The sequence below is a fragment of the Mesorhizobium erdmanii USDA 3471 genome (genome assembly GCF_000472705.1).
Classification (GTDB): Bacteria; Pseudomonadota; Alphaproteobacteria; order Rhizobiales; family Rhizobiaceae; genus Mesorhizobium; species Mesorhizobium erdmanii.
This window is the reverse complement of the sequence record NZ_AXAE01000031.1, coordinates 61,167-79,536: the sequence shown is the minus strand read 5'-3', so window position 1 is coordinate 79,536 and position 18,370 is coordinate 61,167. Positions and strand designations below refer to the sequence as shown.

Below are 18,370 nucleotides of genomic sequence, written 5' to 3'. Positions count from 1 at the left end.
CGCAGCAGGCGATCGACCTCACCAGAGCGCATTGGCAGATCGAAAACGCACTGCACTGGATGCTTGACGTTCACCTGCGCGAGGACCTCAGCCGTGCCCGCAAGGACAACGCCCCTGCCAACATCGCGCTCCTAAACCGCATCGCCAGAAATATCCTTCAGGCCGCCGACATCGACAAAGTCCCCATCAGCCACCGCATCAAAAAATGCGCCTGGAATGATGACTATCTCATCCAGGCCATCGTTCATATGCGATAGCCCTGCCGTTTACGGGGAGAGATGTCCGGCAGGGCAGCGTCAACATGGCGCCCCAAAAGCCAAAAACGACGCCCGGGATGCCGGACGCCGTTTTGTTTGCGGACCGATCTCTTGGGAGGGGAAACGGCAGGTCCGCCGCATATGCAGTCGCCGCGCTTTCGGCGAAAAAAGGTTCGGACGCGGTAGCCGCCTGAGCCCGGGCCGTACGAGTGATGCCCCCATCTCCCGTCCGAACCACACCGCGTCCTGGGGTCTACATAGCAGCGCAAGGCATCGTTGTCATGTTACCAGAGGTTACATGACACTGTTACGTGGCAATTCTCGCGAAATCCTCAGCCATCCCGGTATGGTCCGGGCAACAAAAAAGCCGGATCAACGAAGATCCGGCTGAGTTTGATTGGAAGTGCCTGTTAAGGCTAACCTCCAGAGGGGAACACTCGAGGGCGCTAATGGGAGGAGAACGCGCCCAGGAGATGATCTATATATCTGCTCATCATGCCCAAGAAACAAGCATCTATTTTGCAACACACGCATGCAAAAAGACGCAGGCTGTGGTCTAACCCATACTGAAAGCCAATAGGACCAGCAGAATCGCAGAAATCGAGCCTGTGGCAGGGGGTGATTGTCGCTGCCACAACGTCAATCCGGCCGATTTTGCTCCGAAATGCCGAGAAACACCGGATGACCTGGAATCGGGCAGTCGCCGTCCAATTCTAAGGCAACCAGGCGAGGATCACCCAATGCGGACGTTTTCGGCGATTGCGGGCAGCGCTATTTTCCTGATCGCGGCACCCGGCGCGGTTGCCGGCCTGATTCCCTGGCTGCTCAGCGATCGCTGGGGCTTGCCGTGGTCCACCGTGCCGGGCTTTGTCCTTGCCGGCGGCGTCCTCATCGTCGCCGCGGCCGCCGTCCTGCTACACGCTTTCGCCCGCTTTGCGCTGGAGGGGTTGGGCACGCCCGCCCCCGTCGCGCCGACGGAGAAGCTCGTGATCGGCGGCATCTACCGGCATGTCCGCAACCCGATGTATGTCGCCGTGTTGTCGATCATCCTCGGCCAGGCCCTGCTGTTCTCGAGCTGGACGCTCGTCGCCTATGCCGTCATCGGCACTGCCGTCATGGGCTCCTTCGTCAAGCTCTACGAGGAGCCGACGCTCGCCAGTCGCCACGGCGCCGAATACGAGACCTACCGCCGCAATGTCCCTGGCTGGCTGCCTCGGCTGAAGCCCTGGCGGCGGTGACGTAACCGCGGGAACGAAGGCCGCACCGGCGTCGGCTCAATAAGACCAGCTTCTGGCCTTGGCGATGACGAAGTCGCGAAACACGTGCAGCTTGGCCTGGTTCTTCATCGCGTCGGGATAGGCGAAATAGGTGTCGAAGGACGGCACCTCGGTTTCCGGCAAAAGCTGTACCAGGCCGGAGTCCTTCGAGATCACATAGTCGGGCAGCATGGCGATGCCGGCGCCGCCTTGCACGGCGCGCTTGATCGACAAGATGTCGTTGATCTGTAGCGACGGCACACGCTGGCCGCCCTCGAAATCGCCGACCGTCTCCAGCCAGTTCAACTCCGACAAATGCGACGGCACCGGCAAGCCGAAGGTGACGATGCGATGGTTTCTGAGTTCCGCCACCGAGGCCGGCTTGCCATGCTTGGCAACGTAGGAAGGGGCCGCGTAGAGGTGGAAATGCACGGTGAACAGGCGGCGCTGGATCAAGTCCGGCTGCTGCGGCTGGCGCAGCCGTATGGCGCAGTCGGCCTGGCGCATGGTGAGGTCGAGCTCCTCATTGGCGAGGATCAGCTGCAGGCTGATTTCGGGATAGAGCTCGATGAACTCCTGGACCCGTTCGGTCAGCCAGCCGGCGCCGAGGCCGACTGTCGTCGTCACGCGAAGCACGCCGGACGGCCGGTCCTTGGTCTCGGTCAGCCGCGACTTGATGGTCTCGAGCTTCATCAGCACGTCGTGCGCCGTGCGGAACAGCATCTCGCCCTGTTCGGTCAGCACCAGGCCGCGCGCATGGCGGTTGAACAGCGGCACGCCGACATCATGCTCGAGCGCGCTGACCTGCCGCGATATCGCCGATTGCGACAGATGCAATGTCTCGGCCGCATGCGTAAACGACCCTGCTTCCGCCGCAGCGTGAAACACGCGTAGCTTGTCCCAGTCCAACGCCATGATTCCCCTCGTTCTGTTTGGCGTCTGAATGAAAAATCAGGCTTTTACACGGCCTTTCTAAGCCGTTTTTTTAACAGTTTTGCAAGCGGCCTATTCCGCTGCTTCGCGATGCACCTCGATGCCGGCCAGATACTTTTCCGCTTCCAGCGCCGCCATGCAGCCTAGCCCCGCCGCCGTCACCGCCTGGCGGTAGACATCGTCGGTCACGTCGCCCGCGGCGAACACGCCGGGCACGTCGGTGCGGGTCGAATCCGGCGCCGTCCACAGGTAGCCATTCGGCTTCTGCTTCAGCTTGCCGACGAACAGCTCGACCGCCGGCGCATGGCCGATCGCCACGAACACGCCGTCGACCTTGAGCTGGCTTTCGGCGCCGGTCACCGCGTGCTTGAGTTTCAACCCTTCGACCGAAGGCGGCAGCGGCGCCTTGCCGGGACGGCCCGTGATCTCGTCGACCACGGTGTCCCAGATGACGCGGACATTGTCCTTCTGCAGCAGCCGCTCGCGCAGGATGCGCTCTGCGCGGAAGTCCGAGCGCCTGTGGATGACCGTGACGCTCCTGGCGAGGTTCGACAGATAAAGCGCTTCCTCCACCGCCGAATTGCCGCCGCCGATCACCGCGACATCCTTGCCGCGATAGAAGAAGCCGTCGCAGGTGGCACAGGCAGAGACGCCGAAGCCCATGAAATCCTGCTCGGTCGGGATGCCCAGCCACTTGGCTTGCGCGCCGGTGGCGATGATCAGCGCGTCGGCGGTGTAGGTGGTGCCGGAATCGCCCTTGGCGCGGAACGGCCGTACGTTGAGGTCGACCTCGGTGATGATGTCGTTGATGATGTCGGTGCCGACATGCTCGGCCTGCTTGAGCATCTGCTCCATCAGCCACGGCCCCTGGATCGGATCGGCGAAGCCGGGATAGTTTTCGACATCGGTGGTGATCATCAACTGGCCGCCCTGCTGCAGACCGGCGACCAGCATCGGCTTCAGCATGGCGCGGGCAGCATAGACCGCCGCCGTATAGCCGGCGGGGCCGGAACCGATAATCAGGACGGGCGCGTGCTTGGTGGTCATCTAAAACCTCTGCGGGGCAGACAATGCCTTGAATAAGGACATCGGCCTTGGAAAAGACGTGGAATGTCGTCGGTAATGTAAGGGTTGCCAACCACGCCAGCAAGACGAACGGGCCGTCGTCCCCGGAAAGCTTCGGCCCAAGCGGTTATTCGCATGATCGTCGCTTTCGTTACCGTTCAAAAATCGCGTTGACGAGGGCTGGCGCCAACACAAAAGTCGTTTAATTACAAAATCGCGAAAGATTCTTGCGCCGAGCTGAGACCATGCCGCTGAAAGCCGACCTCGACGCCATCGACTGGAAAATCCTGCGCGAGCTGCAGGCGGACGGGCGCATGACCAATGTCGAACTGTCGAGCCGCGTCGGCATTTCGGCCCCACCCTGCCTGCGCCGGGTCAAGCGGCTGGAGGAAGCCGGCATCATCCGCGGCTACCGCGCTCTGCTCAACGCGCCAGCGCTTGGCCTCGACGTGGTCGCCTTCTGCCTGGTCGGCCTGCATCATCAGGCCGATGCCGAACTGCGCACCTTCGCCGAACGCACGCGCGGTTGGCCGATCGTGCGCGATGCCTGGATGGTCTCGGGTGAATCCGATTTCCTGCTGCATTGCGTGGCAAGCGACCTCGGCGCCTTCCAGACCTTCGTCATCGAGGAACTGACCTCGACACCGAATGTCGACACGGTGCGCACCGCGCTCACCATCCGCCGGGTCAAGGATGAAGGCTTGGTCTCCTTCGAGCGCCCCTAAGGCCGGATGAACGCCTGTATGCCCGCGAATTCCTGCCCCTTCGCCACACCGCCGCCGCGTTGGTATTCGACAGACGCTGATGTAGAAGGCTGGACGGCTGTGCCGGACGTCGCCGCCTGCTTGGTTTCTAAAGCAATTCCTGAAACACTGTGCACCGGTTTCCGCCTGGAATTGCGTAAGAACAAATGAGGCAAGCAGCAGCGCTGTTCCGGAGACGGCCGGCCATCGGAAGGGGACCATGACTCGATTCGCAAGCCCGGTCTCGGCGCTTATCATCTGCATGAACGAGGCCGAAATGATCGGCCCGTGCCTGGAAAGCATCGACTTCTGCGCCGAGATCATCATCGTCGATTCCGGCTCGACGGACGGCACCATCGAATGCGTGCAAGGCTACATCGCCAAGGGATACCCGATCAGGCTGTTGCACAATGACTGGCAGGGGTTCCCATATCAGCGGCAATTCTCGCTCGACCATGCCACCCAGCCCTGGTGTCTTTCGATCGATCCGGACGAACGCGTCGACGATCAGCTGCGGCAGTCGATCGTGGCCATCACGCAGGCCGCCGACGACAAGATCGGCGGCTGGTACATCCGCCGGCGCGATTGGCTGAAGGGCTACGGCTATGCGCACCGCTGGGTGCTGCACAACAGGCTGATGCGGCTTTTCCGCCGGGAAGGCGCCACCATGGATCTCAGCGCGCGGGTGCACGAGGCCTTCCACGTGCCGGGCGAGACCGGTACGATCGAAGAGGGTGTCCTGCTGCATCGCCGCGAAATATCGGTCGAGGAGGATCTTGCCCGGGCCAACACCTATTCCGGCCTCAAGGCCGTCACGCTGGTCGAGAAGGGCAAGAAGCCCGGCTTGGTGCGGCTGGTGCTCTCGCCGTTCGGCAATTTCCTGAAATTCTACCTGGCCAAGCGCTATTTCCTGTGCGGCCGGCACGGCTTCGTCTACTCGATGTCGGTGATGATCTATTCCTTCGCCACCGAGGCCAAACTCTACGAAGCCTCGGACCGCAACCATCCTGCCTAAGCGATCAGGCCCGGTCAGGACATGTCGTCTCGGCCGAGTATTTCAATGGCTGTGACGAGACCCGCCAGGTCATCGTCGTCTTGCAAGCGTCTGATGGCGAAGCCGGGTTGAACAGCCGCCTCGCCGTCGACCAGCCAGCCCTGTGCCAGACCGGCGCGCCGCCCCGCCTGCATGTCGGCCAGCTTGTCGCCGACGATCAGCGAGCGCTGCAGATCGAGATCGAGGCGTTTGCCCGCTTCGACAAGCATGCCCGGATTGGGCTTGCGCATCGGATGGTCCGATACGGCGAGCGGCCCGGAGCCGGCCTCGTGGTAGGCGCAGGCCAGCACCATGTCGACGAACACGCCCTGATCGCCCAACAGGTCGAGCACGCGGCCATTCACCGCCGCAAAGACGCTCCAGCCGAAGTAACCACGCGCGATGCCGGACTGGTTGGTCACCACGACGACCGGGATCCCGGCCCGGTTGGCCGCCGCGATCGCCGGCAGTATCCGCGACCTGAGCTCGATCTCGGCCGGATCGCCGGGATAGTCGGTATCGACGTTGATGGTGCCGTCACGGTCGAGGAACAGCGCCGGCAGGTGCGGTGGAAAAACCCGCCCGCCGGTCCGCTCGATCCACACACCAAGCTCGGTCAGCTGGTGTGGCGTTCCCGCCTTGTCAGCCATTGCTGAGGCGCGTCTCGACCACTTCACACAGGTAGTGATAGAGGCACAGATGCCCTTGCTGGATGATCGGCGTCGAGGTCGAGGGCACGTTGAGGAGGATATCGCACAGCGGCGCGAGCTTGCCGCCGGTGTCGCCGGTAAGGCCGATCACCGTCATGTCCATCATCTGCGCCTGTTCGGCGGCGGCCAGAATGCTTGGCGAATTGCCGCTGGTCGAGATCGCCAGAAGCACGCCGCCGGCCGCGCCATGCGCCTCGACCTGACGCGAGAACACCGTGTCGAAGCCGTAATCATTGCCCCAGGCGGTCAGCACCGCCGCATTGGCCGGCAGCGCGATGACATTGTAGGCCTTGCGCTCCTTCAAAAAGCGGCCGACGAGCTCGCCGGCGATATGGATGGCATCGCTGGCCGAGCCGCCATTGCCGGCGATCAGCAAGGCTTTCCCGGATGAAAGCGCCGTCACCACCGCGCTCGCCGCGCGTTCCATCTCGCCGGTCAGGTCACGCTCTACCATCGCCGTGATCGCGGCCGCCGAGCGGACCAGATAGTCGTTCAGTTCAGACATCGAAACCTCAGTTCGTAGAGCCGGCGCGCAGTTTGCCGATGGTGCCGGTGGTGCTCTTGCCGGCGATGAGATCGACCAGCACGACGCGCCCGCCTGCCTTCTGCACCACATCGGCGCCGACGACGGTGTCGATCGTATAGTCCGCGCCCTTGACCAGAATGTCGGGCAGCAGCGCCTCGATCAGCGCCAGCGGCGTATCCTCCTCGAACACCACGACGGCATCGACCGAGGCCAGGGCCGCGAGCACGCAGGCGCGGTCATGCTGGTCGTTGACAGGGCGGCCCGCCCCTTTCAGCCTCCGCACCGAGGCATCGCTGTTCAAACCGAGCACCAGCCGGTCGCACTGGCTGCGCGCCGCGTGCAGCAGGCTGACGTGGCCGGCATGCAATATGTCGAAACAGCCATTGGTGAAGCCGACGGTGAGCCCCTCTTCCTTCCAGGCCGCGACCATGCGTGCCGCCGATACGGCATCGAGGATGGCGTCCTTGTGAGCGATCGGTCCGTGCGAGCGGAACAGCGCACCGGTCAGCTCTTCCACCGTCAGCCGCGCGGTGCCGCGTTTTCCGACCACGACGCCGCCGGCGGCATTGGCGATCGAGGCCGCAGCGATCGGATCGGCACCCGACGCGAGCGCCAGCGCGAAGGTCGCGATTACCGTGTCGCCGGCGCCCGAAACGTCGAACACTTCGCGCGCCTGGGTGGCGATGTGGTGCGCTTCATCGGGGCCGACGACGCTCATGCCTTTTTCGCTGCGTGTGGCGACGACGAACTCAAAGTCATTCGCCGAAATCAGTTCACGCGCCGCAGAGACGATCTCGTCATCGCCGAACACCGCATGACCAACCGCCTCGCCAAGTTCCTTGCGGTTGGGCGTGATGGCGGTCGCGCCGGCATAGCGCGCGTAGTCGCGGCCCTTCGGGTCGACCAGCACTGGCTTGCCGGCCTCGCGGCAGATGGCGACCAGTTCGCCGGCGACGCCGTCGAGCAGGATGCCCTTGCCGTAATCGGACAGGATGACGATATCGGCGCTGGCGAGTGCCGCGCGGAAATGCCGGATCAGCCCTGCCCGCTCCGCCTCGTCGAGCGGCTTGATCTCTTCCTCGTCGAAGCGCAGCACCTGCTGGTTGAGCGCGCTGAAGCGGCTCTTCGACGAGGTCATACGGCCGCGCTGCTGCGCCAGGCCTGCCGTCTCCGCGCCAAGCTCGCCCAGCATCCGCACCAGGCTGTCCCCGGCCGTGTCCGTGCCGATCACGGAAACCGGAATGGCACGCGCGCCCAGCGAGACGATGTTGGCCACGACATTGCCGGCGCCGCCCATGGCCGAGCTCTCGCCGCGTCCATGCAGCACGGGGATCGGCGCCTCCGGCGAAATCCGTTCGATGACGCCGTTGACGAAGCGATCGAGGATGAGGTCGCCGACCACCAGCACTGTGACGCCGCCAAAGCGTGCAATGGCACGATGCAGGGCTTCGGGAGAAGGCGGATTGTGCTTGATCATGTCACTGGCAATGCGTGGGAAAGCCGAACTCAGATAGGTCGAAACAGCCGATTTGCGAGGACCGTTGGGTCATGGCGATGCCGATATACCGCAATTCGAGCCAGTGCAACGGCGCCCCCGCTGCGTCAGCTCTTCTGCAGGGCGACATGAACGCCAAGCCCGACCAGCACCGCACCACCCGCCCGCTGCATCAGGCGCTGCGCCCGGCTGGATCGCTTGAGCCGGCCGATCACCAGGCCAGCGAGGAAGACACAGGCGATGTCGGCCGAGGAGAACATCAGGTTGACGATGGTGCCGAGCACGACGAATTGCAGCCAGACCGGCAAGGCCGCCGAGGCATCGATGAACTGCGGCAGGAACGCCATGAAGAAGATCGCGGTTTTCGGATTGAGCACCTCGACGGTGATGCTCTCGAAAAAGGCGCGCCGCGCCGATTTGCGCTCAAGGGTCGGCAACGCCATCTCGCCATCCCCGCGCTTGCGGAACAGCGAGACGCCGAGCCAGATCAGATAGAGCGCGCCAACCAGCTTGACCGCCATGTAAAGCGGCGGCACGGCGTGGAACAGCACCGACAGGCCGGCCGCGGCGGCGAAGACATGCACATAGCCGCCGAGATGGATGCCGAGCGCCGCAGTCAGTCCCGACCAGCGCCCGCGTGCCATGGTCTGCGCCGCGGCATAAAGCATGGCCGGGCCGGGGATATAGGCGAAGATCGCCGTGGTGGCGAAAAACGCAATGAGCAGTTCGGTCGACGGCATTTTCTTATCCCTCTCGATCCCATCCGGGGGCGAACCGACTGAAGCGGCGGCTTTGCGTCGCCACTGTGGCTGCCACGTACCTGCTTTGTCGACAGCCCGGCTGGCCTCCCTTATAAGGACCGGAATCGCTAGCAACCAGAGGCCTTCATGATCATCGTCACGGGCGGCGCCGGCATGATCGGCTCCAACATCGTCGCCGCGCTCAACGCCGAGGGGCATGACGACATTCTGGTCGTCGACGACCTGACCGACGGCCACAAGATCGCCAATCTCGCCGATCTCAGCATTGCCGACTATCTCGACAAGGACGATTTCTTGGCCCGCATCGAGGCCGGGTCGCTCGGCCGCATCGAGGCCGTGTTCCACCAGGGCGCCTGCTCGACCACCACCGAATGGAACGGCAAGTTCATGATGGAGGTGAATTTTGCCTATTCGAAGCGGCTGCTGCACGCCTGCCAGGCACTGCGCGTGCCCTTCCTCTATGCCTCCTCCGCGTCCGTCTACGGCGGTGGATCCGAGTTTCGCGAGGAGCCGGCGCTCGAGCGGCCGCTCAATGTCTATGCCTATTCGAAGATGCTGTTCGACGACTATGTCAGGCGCACGGTGTTCGATACCGATCATTCGCAGGTTGCGGGCCTGCGCTATTTCAACGTCTACGGGCCGCGCGAAGCGCACAAGGGCGCCATGGCCTCGGTCGCCTTCCATCTGTTCAACCAGGTCGAACGCGGCGAAAACCCGAAGCTGTTCGGCGCCTATGACGGCTTTGGACCAGGCGAACAGAGCCGCGACTTCATCCATGTCGGCGATGTCGCCGACGTCAATCTTTGGCTGTGGAAGCGTGGCTCGAGCGGCATTTTCAACTGCGGCACCGGCCGCGCCCAACCCTTCCGCGCCATCGCCGAAACCGTTATCGACACGCTGGGCAAGGGCGAGATCGAGTTCATCCCCTTCCCCGACCACCTCAAGGGCAGCTACCAGAGCTTCACGCAAGCTGATATGTCCCGTTTGCGCACGGCCGGATATAACGGCCAGTTCCGGACAGTCGAAACCGGTGTCAGAGACTATGTCGAATGGCTGAAAGCCCAACGATCCTCGTGATCGGCCCACGCTGGGTGGGCGACATGGTGATGGCGCAGTGCCTGTTCTCGGCGCTGAAAGAGCTCCATCCCAACGCCGCGATCGACGTGCTGGCGCCGGCCTGGGCAGCACCGCTGGTCAAGCGCATGCCCGAGATCCGCCAACAGATCGACTTTCCGCTGAAACCGGGCGCGCTGGAATTCACCCATCGCCGCCGCTTCGGCCGCCTGCTGCGCGGCCGCTATGACATGGCCTATGTCTTGCCCGGTAGCTGGAAATCGGCGCTGATCCCGTTCTTCGCCCGCATTCCGCGCCGTTTCGGCCATCTGCGCGAGATGCGCTATGGCCTTTTGACCGACATCGTGCCGCTGCCGGATGCCGTGAAACGGCGCACCGCACAAGCCTATTTCAGCCTCGCCAAGGGCGGCAGTTTCCGCGCGCCCCATCTCACCGTCGATGCCGGCAACCAGGCAGCGCTGCTCGACCGTTTCGGGCTGGCGCCACGGAAATTCGCGGCCCTGATGCCCGGCGCCGAATTCGGCCCGGCCAAGCGCTGGCCGAGCGAAAGCTATGCCGGTCTTGCGCGCGAATTCATGGGCAAAGGCTTGAAGGTCGCCCTGTTCGGTTCGAAGAACGATCGCGAGGTGACGGCGGAGATCGCGGCCCTTGCTCCCGGCGCTGTCGACCTCGCCGGCCAGACGCGGCTGGAGGACGCCATAGACCTGATCGCGGCGGCAAGGCTGGCTGTGTCCAATGACAGCGGGCTGATGCATGTCGCGGCGGGCGTCGGCACGCCTGTTGTCGCCGTCTATGGTTCGACCTCGCCCGAAAACACGCCGCCGCTGGCGGAGCGTCGCGAACTGGTCTGGCTTCACCTGTCCTGTTCGCCCTGTCACCAGAAGGTCTGCCCGCTCGGCCATCTCAACTGCCTGAAGACATTGCAAGTCGGGCAGGTCGCGGCGGCGGCCGACCGGCTACTGGAAATGCCGGCCGCGGCATGAAGGTCCTGATCGTCAAGACATCGTCGATGGGCGATGTCATCCACACCTTTCCAGCCGTCGAGGATGCCAGCCTGGCCAGGCCCGACGTATCGTTCGACTGGTGCGTCGAGGAGGCGTTCGCCGGCATCGTCGCGCTGCATCCGGCGATCGGCAGGATCCACACGGTCGCCATCCGGCGCTGGCGCAAGGCGCTGTTCAACGGCGGCACCTGGCGCGAGGCGGCCACCCTGCGCCGCACCCTGCGCGAATGCCGCTACGACCTGGTCATCGATGCGCAAGGGCTGCTGAAATCGGCCCTGGTGGCGCGGCAGGCGGGCGCGCCGATCGCCGGCTTCGATCGGTCGAGCGCGCGCGAACCCTCGGCCACGCTGTTCTACGACGTCACCTATGGCGTGCCGCGCGACCTGCACGCCATCGAACGGACGCGCCGGCTGTTCGGGCTGGCGCTTGGCTACCAGCCCGATCTGTCAACGCTGGCGTCAGGCATCGTGCCGCCGCCCGGCGGTCTGTCCGGCGTTCCCGAAAAAACAGCCTTCCTGCTGCATGGCACCAGCCGCGAGGACAAGAAATGGCCGGTCGACAACTGGATCGGAACCGCCCGCCTGCTGGTCGAGCGCGGCATGGCCCCGGTCACCACCTGGTCGAACGAGCGTGAGAGGGCGGTGGCTGAGGCAATCGCCAAGGCGGTGCCGTCAACGATCGTGGTGCCGAAATCGCCGCTCGCCGATATCGCCGCCATCCTCGGCCGCTCGACGCTGGTGATCGGCGCGGACACCGGCCTGACCCATCTTGCCAGCGCCTTTGGCCTGCCGACGGTCGCGGTGTTTTTGGCGACGGAGCCGGGTTTGACGGGACCACGCGGCCCCTATGCGTCGACGCTGCTGGCTGCGGCTGGCGGACGGACTGACCCTGCGGAAGTTGTAGCGGAGGCGGAGAGGCTGCTGGCGCTCAAATTACAGGCACCAGCCTAGGACCTTTCAGAATTCGCTCTGGCGAGTCGAATAGCGTGGTTCTTCGAGAACCGGAGCGGAGCGTACTTAAAGTACGTGAGCACCGGAAGCGCAGAAAACCGCGCTAGTCGGCCGCCAGAGTAGAATTATCAAAGGTCCTAGATGAACTGCACCTGGACGATCTCGTACCCCCTGGCACCACCAGGCGCATTGACCTCGATGGCGTCGCCGACTTCCTTGCCGATGAGTGCGCGGGCGATCGGCGAGGAGATCGAGATGCGGCCGGACTTCACGTCGGCTTCCTGGTCGCCGACGATCTGGTAGGTCTTCTTTTCCTCGGTGTCCTCGTCGACCAGCACGACGGTAGCGCCGAACTTGACCTTGTCGCCGCTGAGCTTGGTGACGTCGATGACCTCGGCCCGCGCGATCAGATCCTCGAGTTCGTTGACGCGGCCCTCATTGAGGCTCTGCGCCTCCTTGGCGGCATGATACTCGGCATTTTCGGACAGGTCGCCATGCGAGCGCGCCTCGGAGATCGCCTCGATGATGCGCGGCCGCTCTTCCTGCTGGCGCCAACGCAGTTCTTCCTTCAATGACGCGAACCCCTCGCCTGTCATCGGGACCTTGTTCATGATGCCTGACCTTTCCTGCCGCCACCCCCGCGTTTCGGGGAAAGCCTTGTCGATGGGTACAAAAAGAAAACGGTCCGGCAGCCTCGGGCTAACGGAACCGTTTCACCGCAATTTCCCAAGATATAGCAATCTTTCCGGGTTTTTCACGCCCAAAAATCGGTTTTGCAAAAATCATCCCCGCTTTCACCAGGCGAACTCCAGCTCGCGGGACAGGGGGGACAATAAAAAACGGCCGCGATCGCTCGCGGCCGCCTTGAGCATTCCCGAGAGCCTGATCAGCTCCGCATGAAATGGTCGATCTGCTCGGACAGCATGCCGTATTCGCGCGAGCCCTTGCCGGTTCGCTTCTCGATTTCCATCAGCTGCTGCTGGGCGCCGGCGAGATCGCCGATCTGCAGGTGCGCCTCGCCGAGATATTCGCGCACCAAAGTGTAATTCGGATCGATGCGCAGCGCTTCCTCGTAGTAGCCGAGACCGACGGTGACGCGGCCGGAATGGCGGTGCGAATAGCCGAGGTAGTTGAGAATGCGCGGATCCTGCTTGTTGGCGGCAAGGGTGAGCACCGAGATCGCCTCGTCATAGCGCCCTGCCATCGCCAGCGCATGGCCTGCATCATAGATGCTGTCGTCGTCCAGCATGCCTTCCTGAGGGGCGACACACTTTTTCTTCTTCTTGTCCCAGACCTCTCCCTTCTTGCACTGGGTTACGGTCTGGTCGCTGCCACCACTGCTACTGCCCGCCGCGAACACCGGGACAGCGAAGAACTGCAACGCGACAAGTGCAGTCGCGGCCTGGATCAGCATTCTTTTATGCATCGAAGCCTCCTTGAGGGGTGAGAATGCAAGACTAACGCGGGACGACGCGGGTTTCATCCCGGAAAAAAGCAAGACGGGAGAACATCAGGTGACGGATGCCCGAAATCCGCTATCATCCGGCAAACGACGGACGGAGACGGCCCGTGCAGCGGCGGCTTGAAAAGGACTGGGATCTGACGATCGGGCCCGACACCGTGCGCCTGTTCATCCTCAAGGCCAAGGCGCTGAGTGCCGCCGTCAACGAGGACTATGCCGACGGCGCCGAACACGAGATCGAGTTCGACGGCGACACGCACGACAATCATCACCATGACGGCCTTGTCGAGGAAAGCTCGGAAAACCTGACCGAGGAAGAGCTGCGCGAGCTGATCAACGACCTCAATGTCGACGAGGCGGCCGAGCTGATTGCGCTGGCCTGGGTCGGCCGCGGCGACTACGACGCCTCGGAATGGTCCGATGCTGTGACGGCGGCGCGCGAACGCGCCAACAAGCGCACGGCGAAATACCTGCTCGGCATGCCGCTGCTCGCCGATTGGCTGGAGGAAGGCCTCGAAGCGATCGGCGCGTAACGCGGCGGTAACCCATTGTGATCGCCCGAAGCGCCCGTCCAGGCAACTTCGGCATGCCGGCGCCGTTTCGGAGCGATGGCAACGCTGAGCTTTTCCCGACTTTGCACCTTGGCGCTGCCTCTGGCGGCCGCTGCCTTGCTGGCAACGCCGGCCGACGCCAGGCATCGTCACAGGCATCACCAGCCGCTGTCGCCTCGGATGGAGCAGCCGTTGACGCAGCGCCTTGACCAGCCGTTGAGGCCGAGAAGCAAGCAGCGCATGAGAGCGCGAGGCAAGCAGCACGTCACGCCAAGGCAGACACAACAGGAAACGCCGGACCAGCGGGCCTCACCCGCCGAGGTTCCGGTGCCCGAGCCGCGTCCCGAAGAAGCGCAAAAGGCCGGCACCGCAACGGTAGAGCAAAAGACCGTTGCCCCAAAGGCGCCGGACGCAGCCAACCAGCTTGAGGAAAAGTCCCGTCAGGAGAAGCAGGCACGTCCCGAGCCGCCAGCCCCCGAACCTCCTGCCCGAGAACCGTCAACCGACACCGAAAGCGAACCCGAGCCTCCGGCCGAGGTGCCGGTTCCCACACAAAGGCCCGACACCTCCGAGCCGGAGGTCCAGCCACCTGCCACAGCCCCGCAGCCGCCGCCGAAACCGGCTGATGCCGGCGCGGAGAAGATGCTTCCCGATCCGCGCTCCGCCGACCAGCCTGCGGACCAGATACCCGCCGAGGAAGTAGCCTGCCGCGAGCGGCTGAAGACGCTCGGCGTCGAATTCGAGGAGCACGAGGCGGAAAGCAATCCTGAGATCGGGTGCTCGATCCCCTATCCGATCGTCATCAAGACGCTCGGCAAGTCGGTCGCCATAGGTCCTGCCACCGAGCTGAATTGCTCGATGGCCGAGGCGGCCGCGCGCTTTACGGCGGATGTCGTCCAGCCGGCCGCCAAGGCGGAGTTCGGCGTCGATCTGAAATCGATCAGCCAGGCCTCGGCCTTTGTCTGCCGCCCGCGCCACGGCACCAGAAAACTATCCGAGCATGCCTTCGGCAACGCCCTCGACATCGGCAGCTTCACACTCTCCGACGGCAACAAGATCGAGATTGGCCCGACGCCGCCGGAGAAGGACGCGAAATTCCTCGACGCCGTGCGCAAGGCCGCCTGCGGGCCGTTCAAGACCGTTCTTGGACCAGGCGCCGATCCCGATCATGCGCTGCATTTCCATCTCGATCTCGAGCCGCGCAAACATGGCGGCACGTTTTGCCAGTGAGCAAACTCTAAAAGTGCATGCCGCATTTCCGCCGCAGGCGTGAACGCGGGCGCTGAGTTTTCCTTTACCCTTGATCGTTAAAATGCCGGATATCCAGAAGTAGGATTCTGCAAATGGCCGGCAAATTTCACGCCGTGTTTTTCGCCACCGCGCGCCGATCGAAGTCCGCGCTGCTTGTTGCCGCCGGCCTGGCGCTGGCCGCCGTCTCGGCCTGCAACACCGGCAGCGTGCTGTCCTTGCAGCCGGCCGTCGATGTCGGCGCGCAGACGTCGGCCGTGCCGCAATATACGGGCATGCAGAGGCTTGTCCCTTCCAATCCCTACATGACGCAGGCCGCCTATCCGCGCATGGATGAGCCGATGTCGCCGGTCGAGCAGATACCGGCCAGCGAAACCGATTGCCGCCAGCAACTGAAGCGCCTCGATGTCGCCTACACAGACCTGGCGCCGATCCATGAAGGCCAGTGCGGCATCGACTATCCGGTCAAGGTCACGTCGATCGGCAGCATCCAGATGAAGCCCGCCGCGACGCTGACCTGCGACATGGCCGCCACCTTCGCGGCCTGGACGAAGAACGAACTCGTTCCCTCGGCCCGCTGGCGCTATTTCTCCGGCGTCAGGACGATCCACCAGGGCTCGAGCTATTCCTGCCGCAACATCGCCGGTGAAGGTGTTTTGTCCGAGCACGGCAAGGGCAACGCGCTCGACGTCATGAGCATCGAACTCAACAATGGCGACGACATCGACGTGCGCAAACCCGGCCTGTTCGCCTTCCGCACGCGCGGCTTCCTCAACAATGTGCGCGCCGACGGTTGCCAGTATTTCACCACCGTGCTCGGGCCCGGCTATAATTACGACCACCGCAATCATTTCCACTTCGACATCAAGAACCGCAAGAACGGCTACCGCGCCTGCCGCTAGAACGCGAGCGAAGAGCAGAGCTTGGAGATTGACGGCAACCTCACTTTCGTCATCCTAAGGCGAAGCAGTCGCGAAGCGACGTCGCGCAGACCCTGGATGACGACCGCACCGTGGCCACGAAAAGCCCATATCGACAATACAATGGCTCACTTGCCTCCGCCCATTTGAGAGTGATTTCTCGTGGGTGAGCGAAGCCTTCGCCGACGTGCGGCAATCTGGTTCCTGGCAATATGCGCCGCCTATCTGGCGCTTGCCTATCTCGCTGCGCCGGAATTCTGGACGTTCCGCGAGCGTGGCTTTCGCGACCGGCGCTTCGAAATGGTGACGCACACGCCGCAAGGCATTCCGGGCGACCCGATCAATGTCGGACTTGTCGGCACGGAGAGGGAGGTGGTCCATGCCTTCGCCATCGCGGGCTGGGATACCGCCGACGCCGTCACATTGAGGACCGCAATCGATATCGGCGAAAGTGTCCTGTTTTCCCGCCCCTATCCCGACGCGCCGATGAGCCGCCTGCTGTTCGACGGCCGCGCCCAGGATCTCGCTTTCGAAAAGCCTGTCGGCGACAGTGCCGACCGGCGCCACCACGTCCGTTTCTGGCAGACGGATACGGTCGGCGACGACGGCCGCCCGCTCTGGTTGGGTGCCGCCAGCTTCGATCGCGGCGTCGGCCTGAGCCACGACACCGGCGCGATCACCCATCACATCGGTCCCGATATCGACGCCGAACGCGACTTCCTGATCGGCGACCTGAACGCGGCCGGTTTGCTGGCATCGACCGGCGACATGGGTGGCATCGGCGCCACCAGGACAGGCCGCAATGGCGGTGGCGACCCCTATTTCACCGACGGCAAGGCGGTCATCGGCGTGCTGAAGCAGCCGCAGTAAGATCGGCTTGCGACAAAGACCTGGTTGCAACTGGTTGGCTGCGGCGTGCCGTGAGGCTGCGTCAGTTCACAAGCCAGGACTGTCATTTTCTAAAAATCAAGGCGGACTATTTTCGAGCGGCCCACCGCAATGCTATTGAGCCCTCATGCTATACGTTGAAATCGCTATCGTGGTCGTCCTCATCTGCGTGAACGGCCTTCTGTCAATGTCCGAACTCGCCATCGTCTCATCGCGCCCGGCACGGCTCAAGGCAATGATCGACCGCGGCGTCACCGGCGCCGGCCGGGCGCTGGAGCTTGGCTCGAATCCCGGCAAGTTCCTGTCCTCGGTGCAGATCGGCATCACGCTGGTCGGCGTCCTGTCCGGCGCCTTCTCCGGCGCCACGCTCGGCGACCGGCTGTCCGTGTTCCTGGCCTCGACCGGTATGCGCGAAAGCGTCGCCGACCCGCTCGGCGTCGGCATTGTCGTTGCCGTCATCACCTATTTCTCGCTGATCGTCGGCGAACTCGTGCCCAAGCAGATCGCGTTGCGCGATCCCGAGCGCGTTGCCGCCCGGGCCGCGCCGGCCATGACCATCCTGGCAACCATCTCGGCGCCGCTGGTGTTCCTGCTCGACATTTCAGGGCGCGCCATATTGTGGCTGCTCGGCCAGCGCGGCGAAAGCGAGGAGAAGGTCACCGACGAGGAGATCAAGATGCTGGTCGCCGAGGCCGAGCATCACGGCACCATCGAATCCGACGAGCGGCGTATGATCGCAGGCGTCATGCGGCTCGGCGACCGCGCCGTGCGCGCCGTGATGACGCCGCGCACCGAGGTCGACTGGATCAATCTGCAGTCCGACGACACGGCGATCCGCAAGCTCCTGATGGAAACCCAGCATTCGCGGCTGCCGGCGGGCGACGGCGGCGTCGATGTCATGGTCGGCGTCGTCCAGACGCGCGACGTGCTGGCCGCCATCCTTGCCGGCCGCACGCTCGACCCGCGCAAGCATGTCCGCGCCGCCCCCATCGTCTACGACCAGGCCGATGCGCTCGACGTGCTGCAGAAGCTCAAGGAAAGCGACGTGCCGATGGCACTGGTGCACGACGAATACGGCCACTTCGAAGGCATCGTCACCCCGGCCGACATTCTCGAAGCCATCACCGGTGTATTCCGCGCCGACCTCGATGCCGGCGACGAGGAAAACGCCGTCAAGCGCGAAGACGGCTCATGGCTGCTCGCCGGCTATATGCAGGCCGACGAGATGGCCGATATCCTGGGCATCGACCTGCCCGAAAATCGCGATTACGAGACCGTCGCCGGCTACGTGCTCTCGCACATGCACCATCTGCCTGCGACCGGCGAATGCGTCGACGCGCAAGGCTGGCGCTTCGAGGTCGTCGATCTCGACGGGCGCCGCATCGACAAGTTGATCGCCACCCGCCTGCCCGGCACCCATCGCGAAGCGGTGCGCTGATCGTCCGACATCGGCTTTCGGGCCGGGCGGACATTGATGGCGGCCGGTCGACTGCG

General features: G+C 63.8%; 20 protein-coding genes. 12 read left to right on the top strand and 8 right to left on the bottom strand.

All coding sequences use genetic code 11. The features are described from left to right. On the top strand, positions 1 to 257 hold a 257-nt coding region (locus A3AU_RS1000000139565), incomplete at its 5' end, for an ISAs1 family transposase (RefSeq protein ID WP_027054009.1). A 740-nt stretch (positions 258 to 997) separates the two neighbouring features. Next, positions 998 to 1,495 (top strand): methyltransferase family protein, encoded by a 498-nt coding sequence (locus tag A3AU_RS0123840; RefSeq protein WP_027055126.1) that lies wholly within the window; start codon positions 998 to 1,000, stop codon positions 1,493 to 1,495. A gap of 36 nt (positions 1,496 to 1,531) precedes the next feature. Here A3AU_RS0123840 and A3AU_RS0123835 read toward each other — a convergent pair whose 3' ends face one another. Both A3AU_RS0123835 and trxB read right to left on the bottom strand, forming a co-directional pair. After that, entirely contained in the window at positions 1,532 to 2,428 is an 897-nt protein-coding gene (locus A3AU_RS0123835) for a LysR family transcriptional regulator (RefSeq protein WP_027055125.1), read from the bottom strand. Between the two features lie 90 nt (positions 2,429 to 2,518). After that, positions 2,519 to 3,493, bottom strand: a complete 975-nt coding sequence (gene trxB / locus A3AU_RS0123830; protein WP_027055124.1) for a thioredoxin-disulfide reductase — start codon at positions 3,491 to 3,493, stop codon at positions 2,519 to 2,521. A 263-nt stretch (positions 3,494 to 3,756) separates the two neighbouring features. On the opposite strand from trxB, the gene A3AU_RS0123825 reads away from it, so the two are divergent. Next, positions 3,757 to 4,236, top strand: coding sequence for an Lrp/AsnC family transcriptional regulator (locus A3AU_RS0123825; protein WP_027055123.1), 480 nt, complete (start codon positions 3,757 to 3,759; stop codon positions 4,234 to 4,236). A gap of 238 nt (positions 4,237 to 4,474) precedes the next feature. Then, entirely contained in the window at positions 4,475 to 5,269 is a 795-nt protein-coding gene (locus tag A3AU_RS0123820) for a glycosyltransferase family 2 protein (protein ID WP_027055122.1), read from the top strand. A gap of 14 nt (positions 5,270 to 5,283) precedes the next feature. Here the strand turns inward: A3AU_RS0123820 and gmhB are convergent, their stop codons facing one another. The 4 genes from gmhB to A3AU_RS0123800 form a co-directional block, all read right to left on the bottom strand. Beyond that, complete coding sequence (gene gmhB, locus A3AU_RS0123815) at positions 5,284 to 5,937, bottom strand: D-glycero-beta-D-manno-heptose 1,7-bisphosphate 7-phosphatase (protein WP_027055121.1); 654 nt, start codon at positions 5,935 to 5,937, stop codon at positions 5,284 to 5,286. Continuing rightward, a complete protein-coding gene (locus tag A3AU_RS0123810; RefSeq protein WP_027055120.1) occupies positions 5,930 to 6,502 on the bottom strand; it encodes a D-sedoheptulose-7-phosphate isomerase in 573 nt (190 codons plus the stop codon). The genes gmhB and A3AU_RS0123810 overlap by 8 nt, the downstream gene beginning before the upstream one ends. Positions 6,503 to 6,509: 7 nt before the next feature. Continuing rightward, positions 6,510 to 8,000, bottom strand: a complete 1,491-nt coding sequence (gene rfaE1 / locus A3AU_RS0123805) for a D-glycero-beta-D-manno-heptose-7-phosphate kinase (protein WP_027055119.1) — start codon at positions 7,998 to 8,000, stop codon at positions 6,510 to 6,512. 125 nt (positions 8,001 to 8,125) lie between these two features. Beyond that, positions 8,126 to 8,758 carry a LysE family translocator gene (locus A3AU_RS0123800; protein ID WP_027055118.1) on the bottom strand — a complete coding sequence of 211 codons (633 nt, stop codon included), beginning with the start codon at positions 8,756 to 8,758 and terminating at the stop codon, positions 8,126 to 8,128. Positions 8,759 to 8,905: 147 nt separating this feature from the next. On the opposite strand from A3AU_RS0123800, the gene rfaD reads away from it, so the two are divergent. From rfaD to waaC, 3 genes are read left to right on the top strand one after another with little or no spacing between them, the layout of a single operon-like run. Continuing rightward, positions 8,906 to 9,856 (top strand): ADP-glyceromanno-heptose 6-epimerase, encoded by a 951-nt coding sequence (gene rfaD / locus A3AU_RS0123795; protein WP_027055117.1) that lies wholly within the window; start codon positions 8,906 to 8,908, stop codon positions 9,854 to 9,856. Continuing rightward, positions 9,829 to 10,836, top strand: a complete 1,008-nt coding sequence (waaF, locus tag A3AU_RS0123790) for a lipopolysaccharide heptosyltransferase II (RefSeq protein WP_027055116.1) — start codon at positions 9,829 to 9,831, stop codon at positions 10,834 to 10,836. The genes rfaD and waaF overlap by 28 nt, the downstream gene beginning before the upstream one ends. Continuing rightward, a complete protein-coding gene (gene waaC / locus A3AU_RS0123785) occupies positions 10,833 to 11,807 on the top strand; it encodes a lipopolysaccharide heptosyltransferase I (protein WP_027055115.1) in 975 nt (324 codons plus the stop codon). The genes waaF and waaC overlap by 4 nt, the downstream gene beginning before the upstream one ends. Before the next feature lie 137 nt (positions 11,808 to 11,944). Here waaC and greA read toward each other — a convergent pair whose 3' ends face one another. Together greA and A3AU_RS0123775 are read right to left on the bottom strand one after the other, a co-directional pair. Continuing rightward, positions 11,945 to 12,418: a transcription elongation factor GreA gene (gene greA / locus A3AU_RS0123780; protein ID WP_008877613.1), complete on the bottom strand. Its 474-nt coding sequence runs from the start codon at positions 12,416 to 12,418 to the stop codon at positions 11,945 to 11,947. A 275-nt stretch (positions 12,419 to 12,693) separates the two neighbouring features. Continuing rightward, the gene (locus tag A3AU_RS0123775) at positions 12,694 to 13,233 is read right to left on the bottom strand and encodes a tetratricopeptide repeat protein (RefSeq protein ID WP_027055114.1); all 540 of its coding nucleotides are present in this window, start codon (positions 13,231 to 13,233) and stop codon (positions 12,694 to 12,696) included. 143 nt (positions 13,234 to 13,376) lie between these two features. Between A3AU_RS0123775 and A3AU_RS0123770 the strand changes: the two genes are divergently transcribed. From A3AU_RS0123770 to A3AU_RS0123750, 5 genes are all read left to right on the top strand, one after another. Next, complete coding sequence (locus tag A3AU_RS0123770; RefSeq protein ID WP_027055113.1) at positions 13,377 to 13,802, top strand: DUF3775 domain-containing protein; 426 nt, start codon at positions 13,377 to 13,379, stop codon at positions 13,800 to 13,802. Positions 13,803 to 14,000: 198 nt separating this feature from the next. Beyond that, entirely contained in the window at positions 14,001 to 15,050 is a 1,050-nt protein-coding gene (locus tag A3AU_RS0123765) for an extensin-like domain-containing protein (protein ID WP_027055112.1), read from the top strand. Positions 15,051 to 15,163: 113 nt separating this feature from the next. Further along, on the top strand, positions 15,164 to 15,970 hold the full coding sequence (locus tag A3AU_RS0123760; RefSeq protein ID WP_027055111.1) for an extensin-like domain-containing protein: 807 nt from the start codon (positions 15,164 to 15,166) through the stop codon (positions 15,968 to 15,970). 180 nt (positions 15,971 to 16,150) lie between these two features. After that, on the top strand, positions 16,151 to 16,858 hold the full coding sequence (locus A3AU_RS0123755) for an LssY C-terminal domain-containing protein (protein ID WP_027055110.1): 708 nt from the start codon (positions 16,151 to 16,153) through the stop codon (positions 16,856 to 16,858). 145 nt (positions 16,859 to 17,003) lie between these two features. Next, a complete protein-coding gene (locus tag A3AU_RS0123750; protein ID WP_027055109.1) occupies positions 17,004 to 18,314 on the top strand; it encodes a hemolysin family protein in 1,311 nt (436 codons plus the stop codon). The last annotated feature ends 56 nt before the right edge of the window (positions 18,315 to 18,370 follow it).

Bases quoted from the DNA above. Each gene is read 5' to 3' on its own strand.
- A3AU_RS0123810 (WP_027055120.1), bottom strand. From the start codon at position 6,502: ATGTCTGAACTGAACGACTATCTGGTCCGCTCGGCGGCCGCGATCACG.
- rfaE1 (WP_027055119.1), bottom strand. From the start codon at position 8,000: ATGATCAAGCACAATCCGCCTTCTCCCGAAGCCCTGCATCGTGCCATT.
- greA (WP_008877613.1), bottom strand. From the start codon at position 12,418: ATGAACAAGGTCCCGATGACAGGCGAGGGGTTCGCGTCATTGAAGGAA.
- A3AU_RS0123825 (WP_027055123.1), top strand. From the start codon at position 3,757: ATGCCGCTGAAAGCCGACCTCGACGCCATCGACTGGAAAATCCTGCGC.
- waaC (WP_027055115.1), top strand. From the start codon at position 10,833: ATGAAGGTCCTGATCGTCAAGACATCGTCGATGGGCGATGTCATCCAC.
- A3AU_RS0123800 (WP_027055118.1), bottom strand. From the start codon at position 8,758: ATGCCGTCGACCGAACTGCTCATTGCGTTTTTCGCCACCACGGCGATC.
- A3AU_RS0123835 (WP_027055125.1), bottom strand. From the start codon at position 2,428: ATGGCGTTGGACTGGGACAAGCTACGCGTGTTTCACGCTGCGGCGGAA.
- A3AU_RS0123750 (WP_027055109.1), top strand. From the start codon at position 17,004: ATGCTATACGTTGAAATCGCTATCGTGGTCGTCCTCATCTGCGTGAAC.
- A3AU_RS0123840 (WP_027055126.1), top strand. From the start codon at position 998: ATGCGGACGTTTTCGGCGATTGCGGGCAGCGCTATTTTCCTGATCGCG.
- gmhB (WP_027055121.1), bottom strand. From the start codon at position 5,937: ATGGCTGACAAGGCGGGAACGCCACACCAGCTGACCGAGCTTGGTGTG.
- waaF (WP_027055116.1), top strand. From the start codon at position 9,829: ATGGCTGAAAGCCCAACGATCCTCGTGATCGGCCCACGCTGGGTGGGC.
- A3AU_RS0123760 (WP_027055111.1), top strand. From the start codon at position 15,164: ATGGCCGGCAAATTTCACGCCGTGTTTTTCGCCACCGCGCGCCGATCG.
- A3AU_RS0123775 (WP_027055114.1), bottom strand. From the start codon at position 13,233: ATGCATAAAAGAATGCTGATCCAGGCCGCGACTGCACTTGTCGCGTTG.
- A3AU_RS0123765 (WP_027055112.1), top strand. From the start codon at position 14,001: ATGGAGCAGCCGTTGACGCAGCGCCTTGACCAGCCGTTGAGGCCGAGA.
- trxB (WP_027055124.1), bottom strand. From the start codon at position 3,493: ATGACCACCAAGCACGCGCCCGTCCTGATTATCGGTTCCGGCCCCGCC.
- A3AU_RS0123820 (WP_027055122.1), top strand. From the start codon at position 4,475: ATGACTCGATTCGCAAGCCCGGTCTCGGCGCTTATCATCTGCATGAAC.
- rfaD (WP_027055117.1), top strand. From the start codon at position 8,906: ATGATCATCGTCACGGGCGGCGCCGGCATGATCGGCTCCAACATCGTC.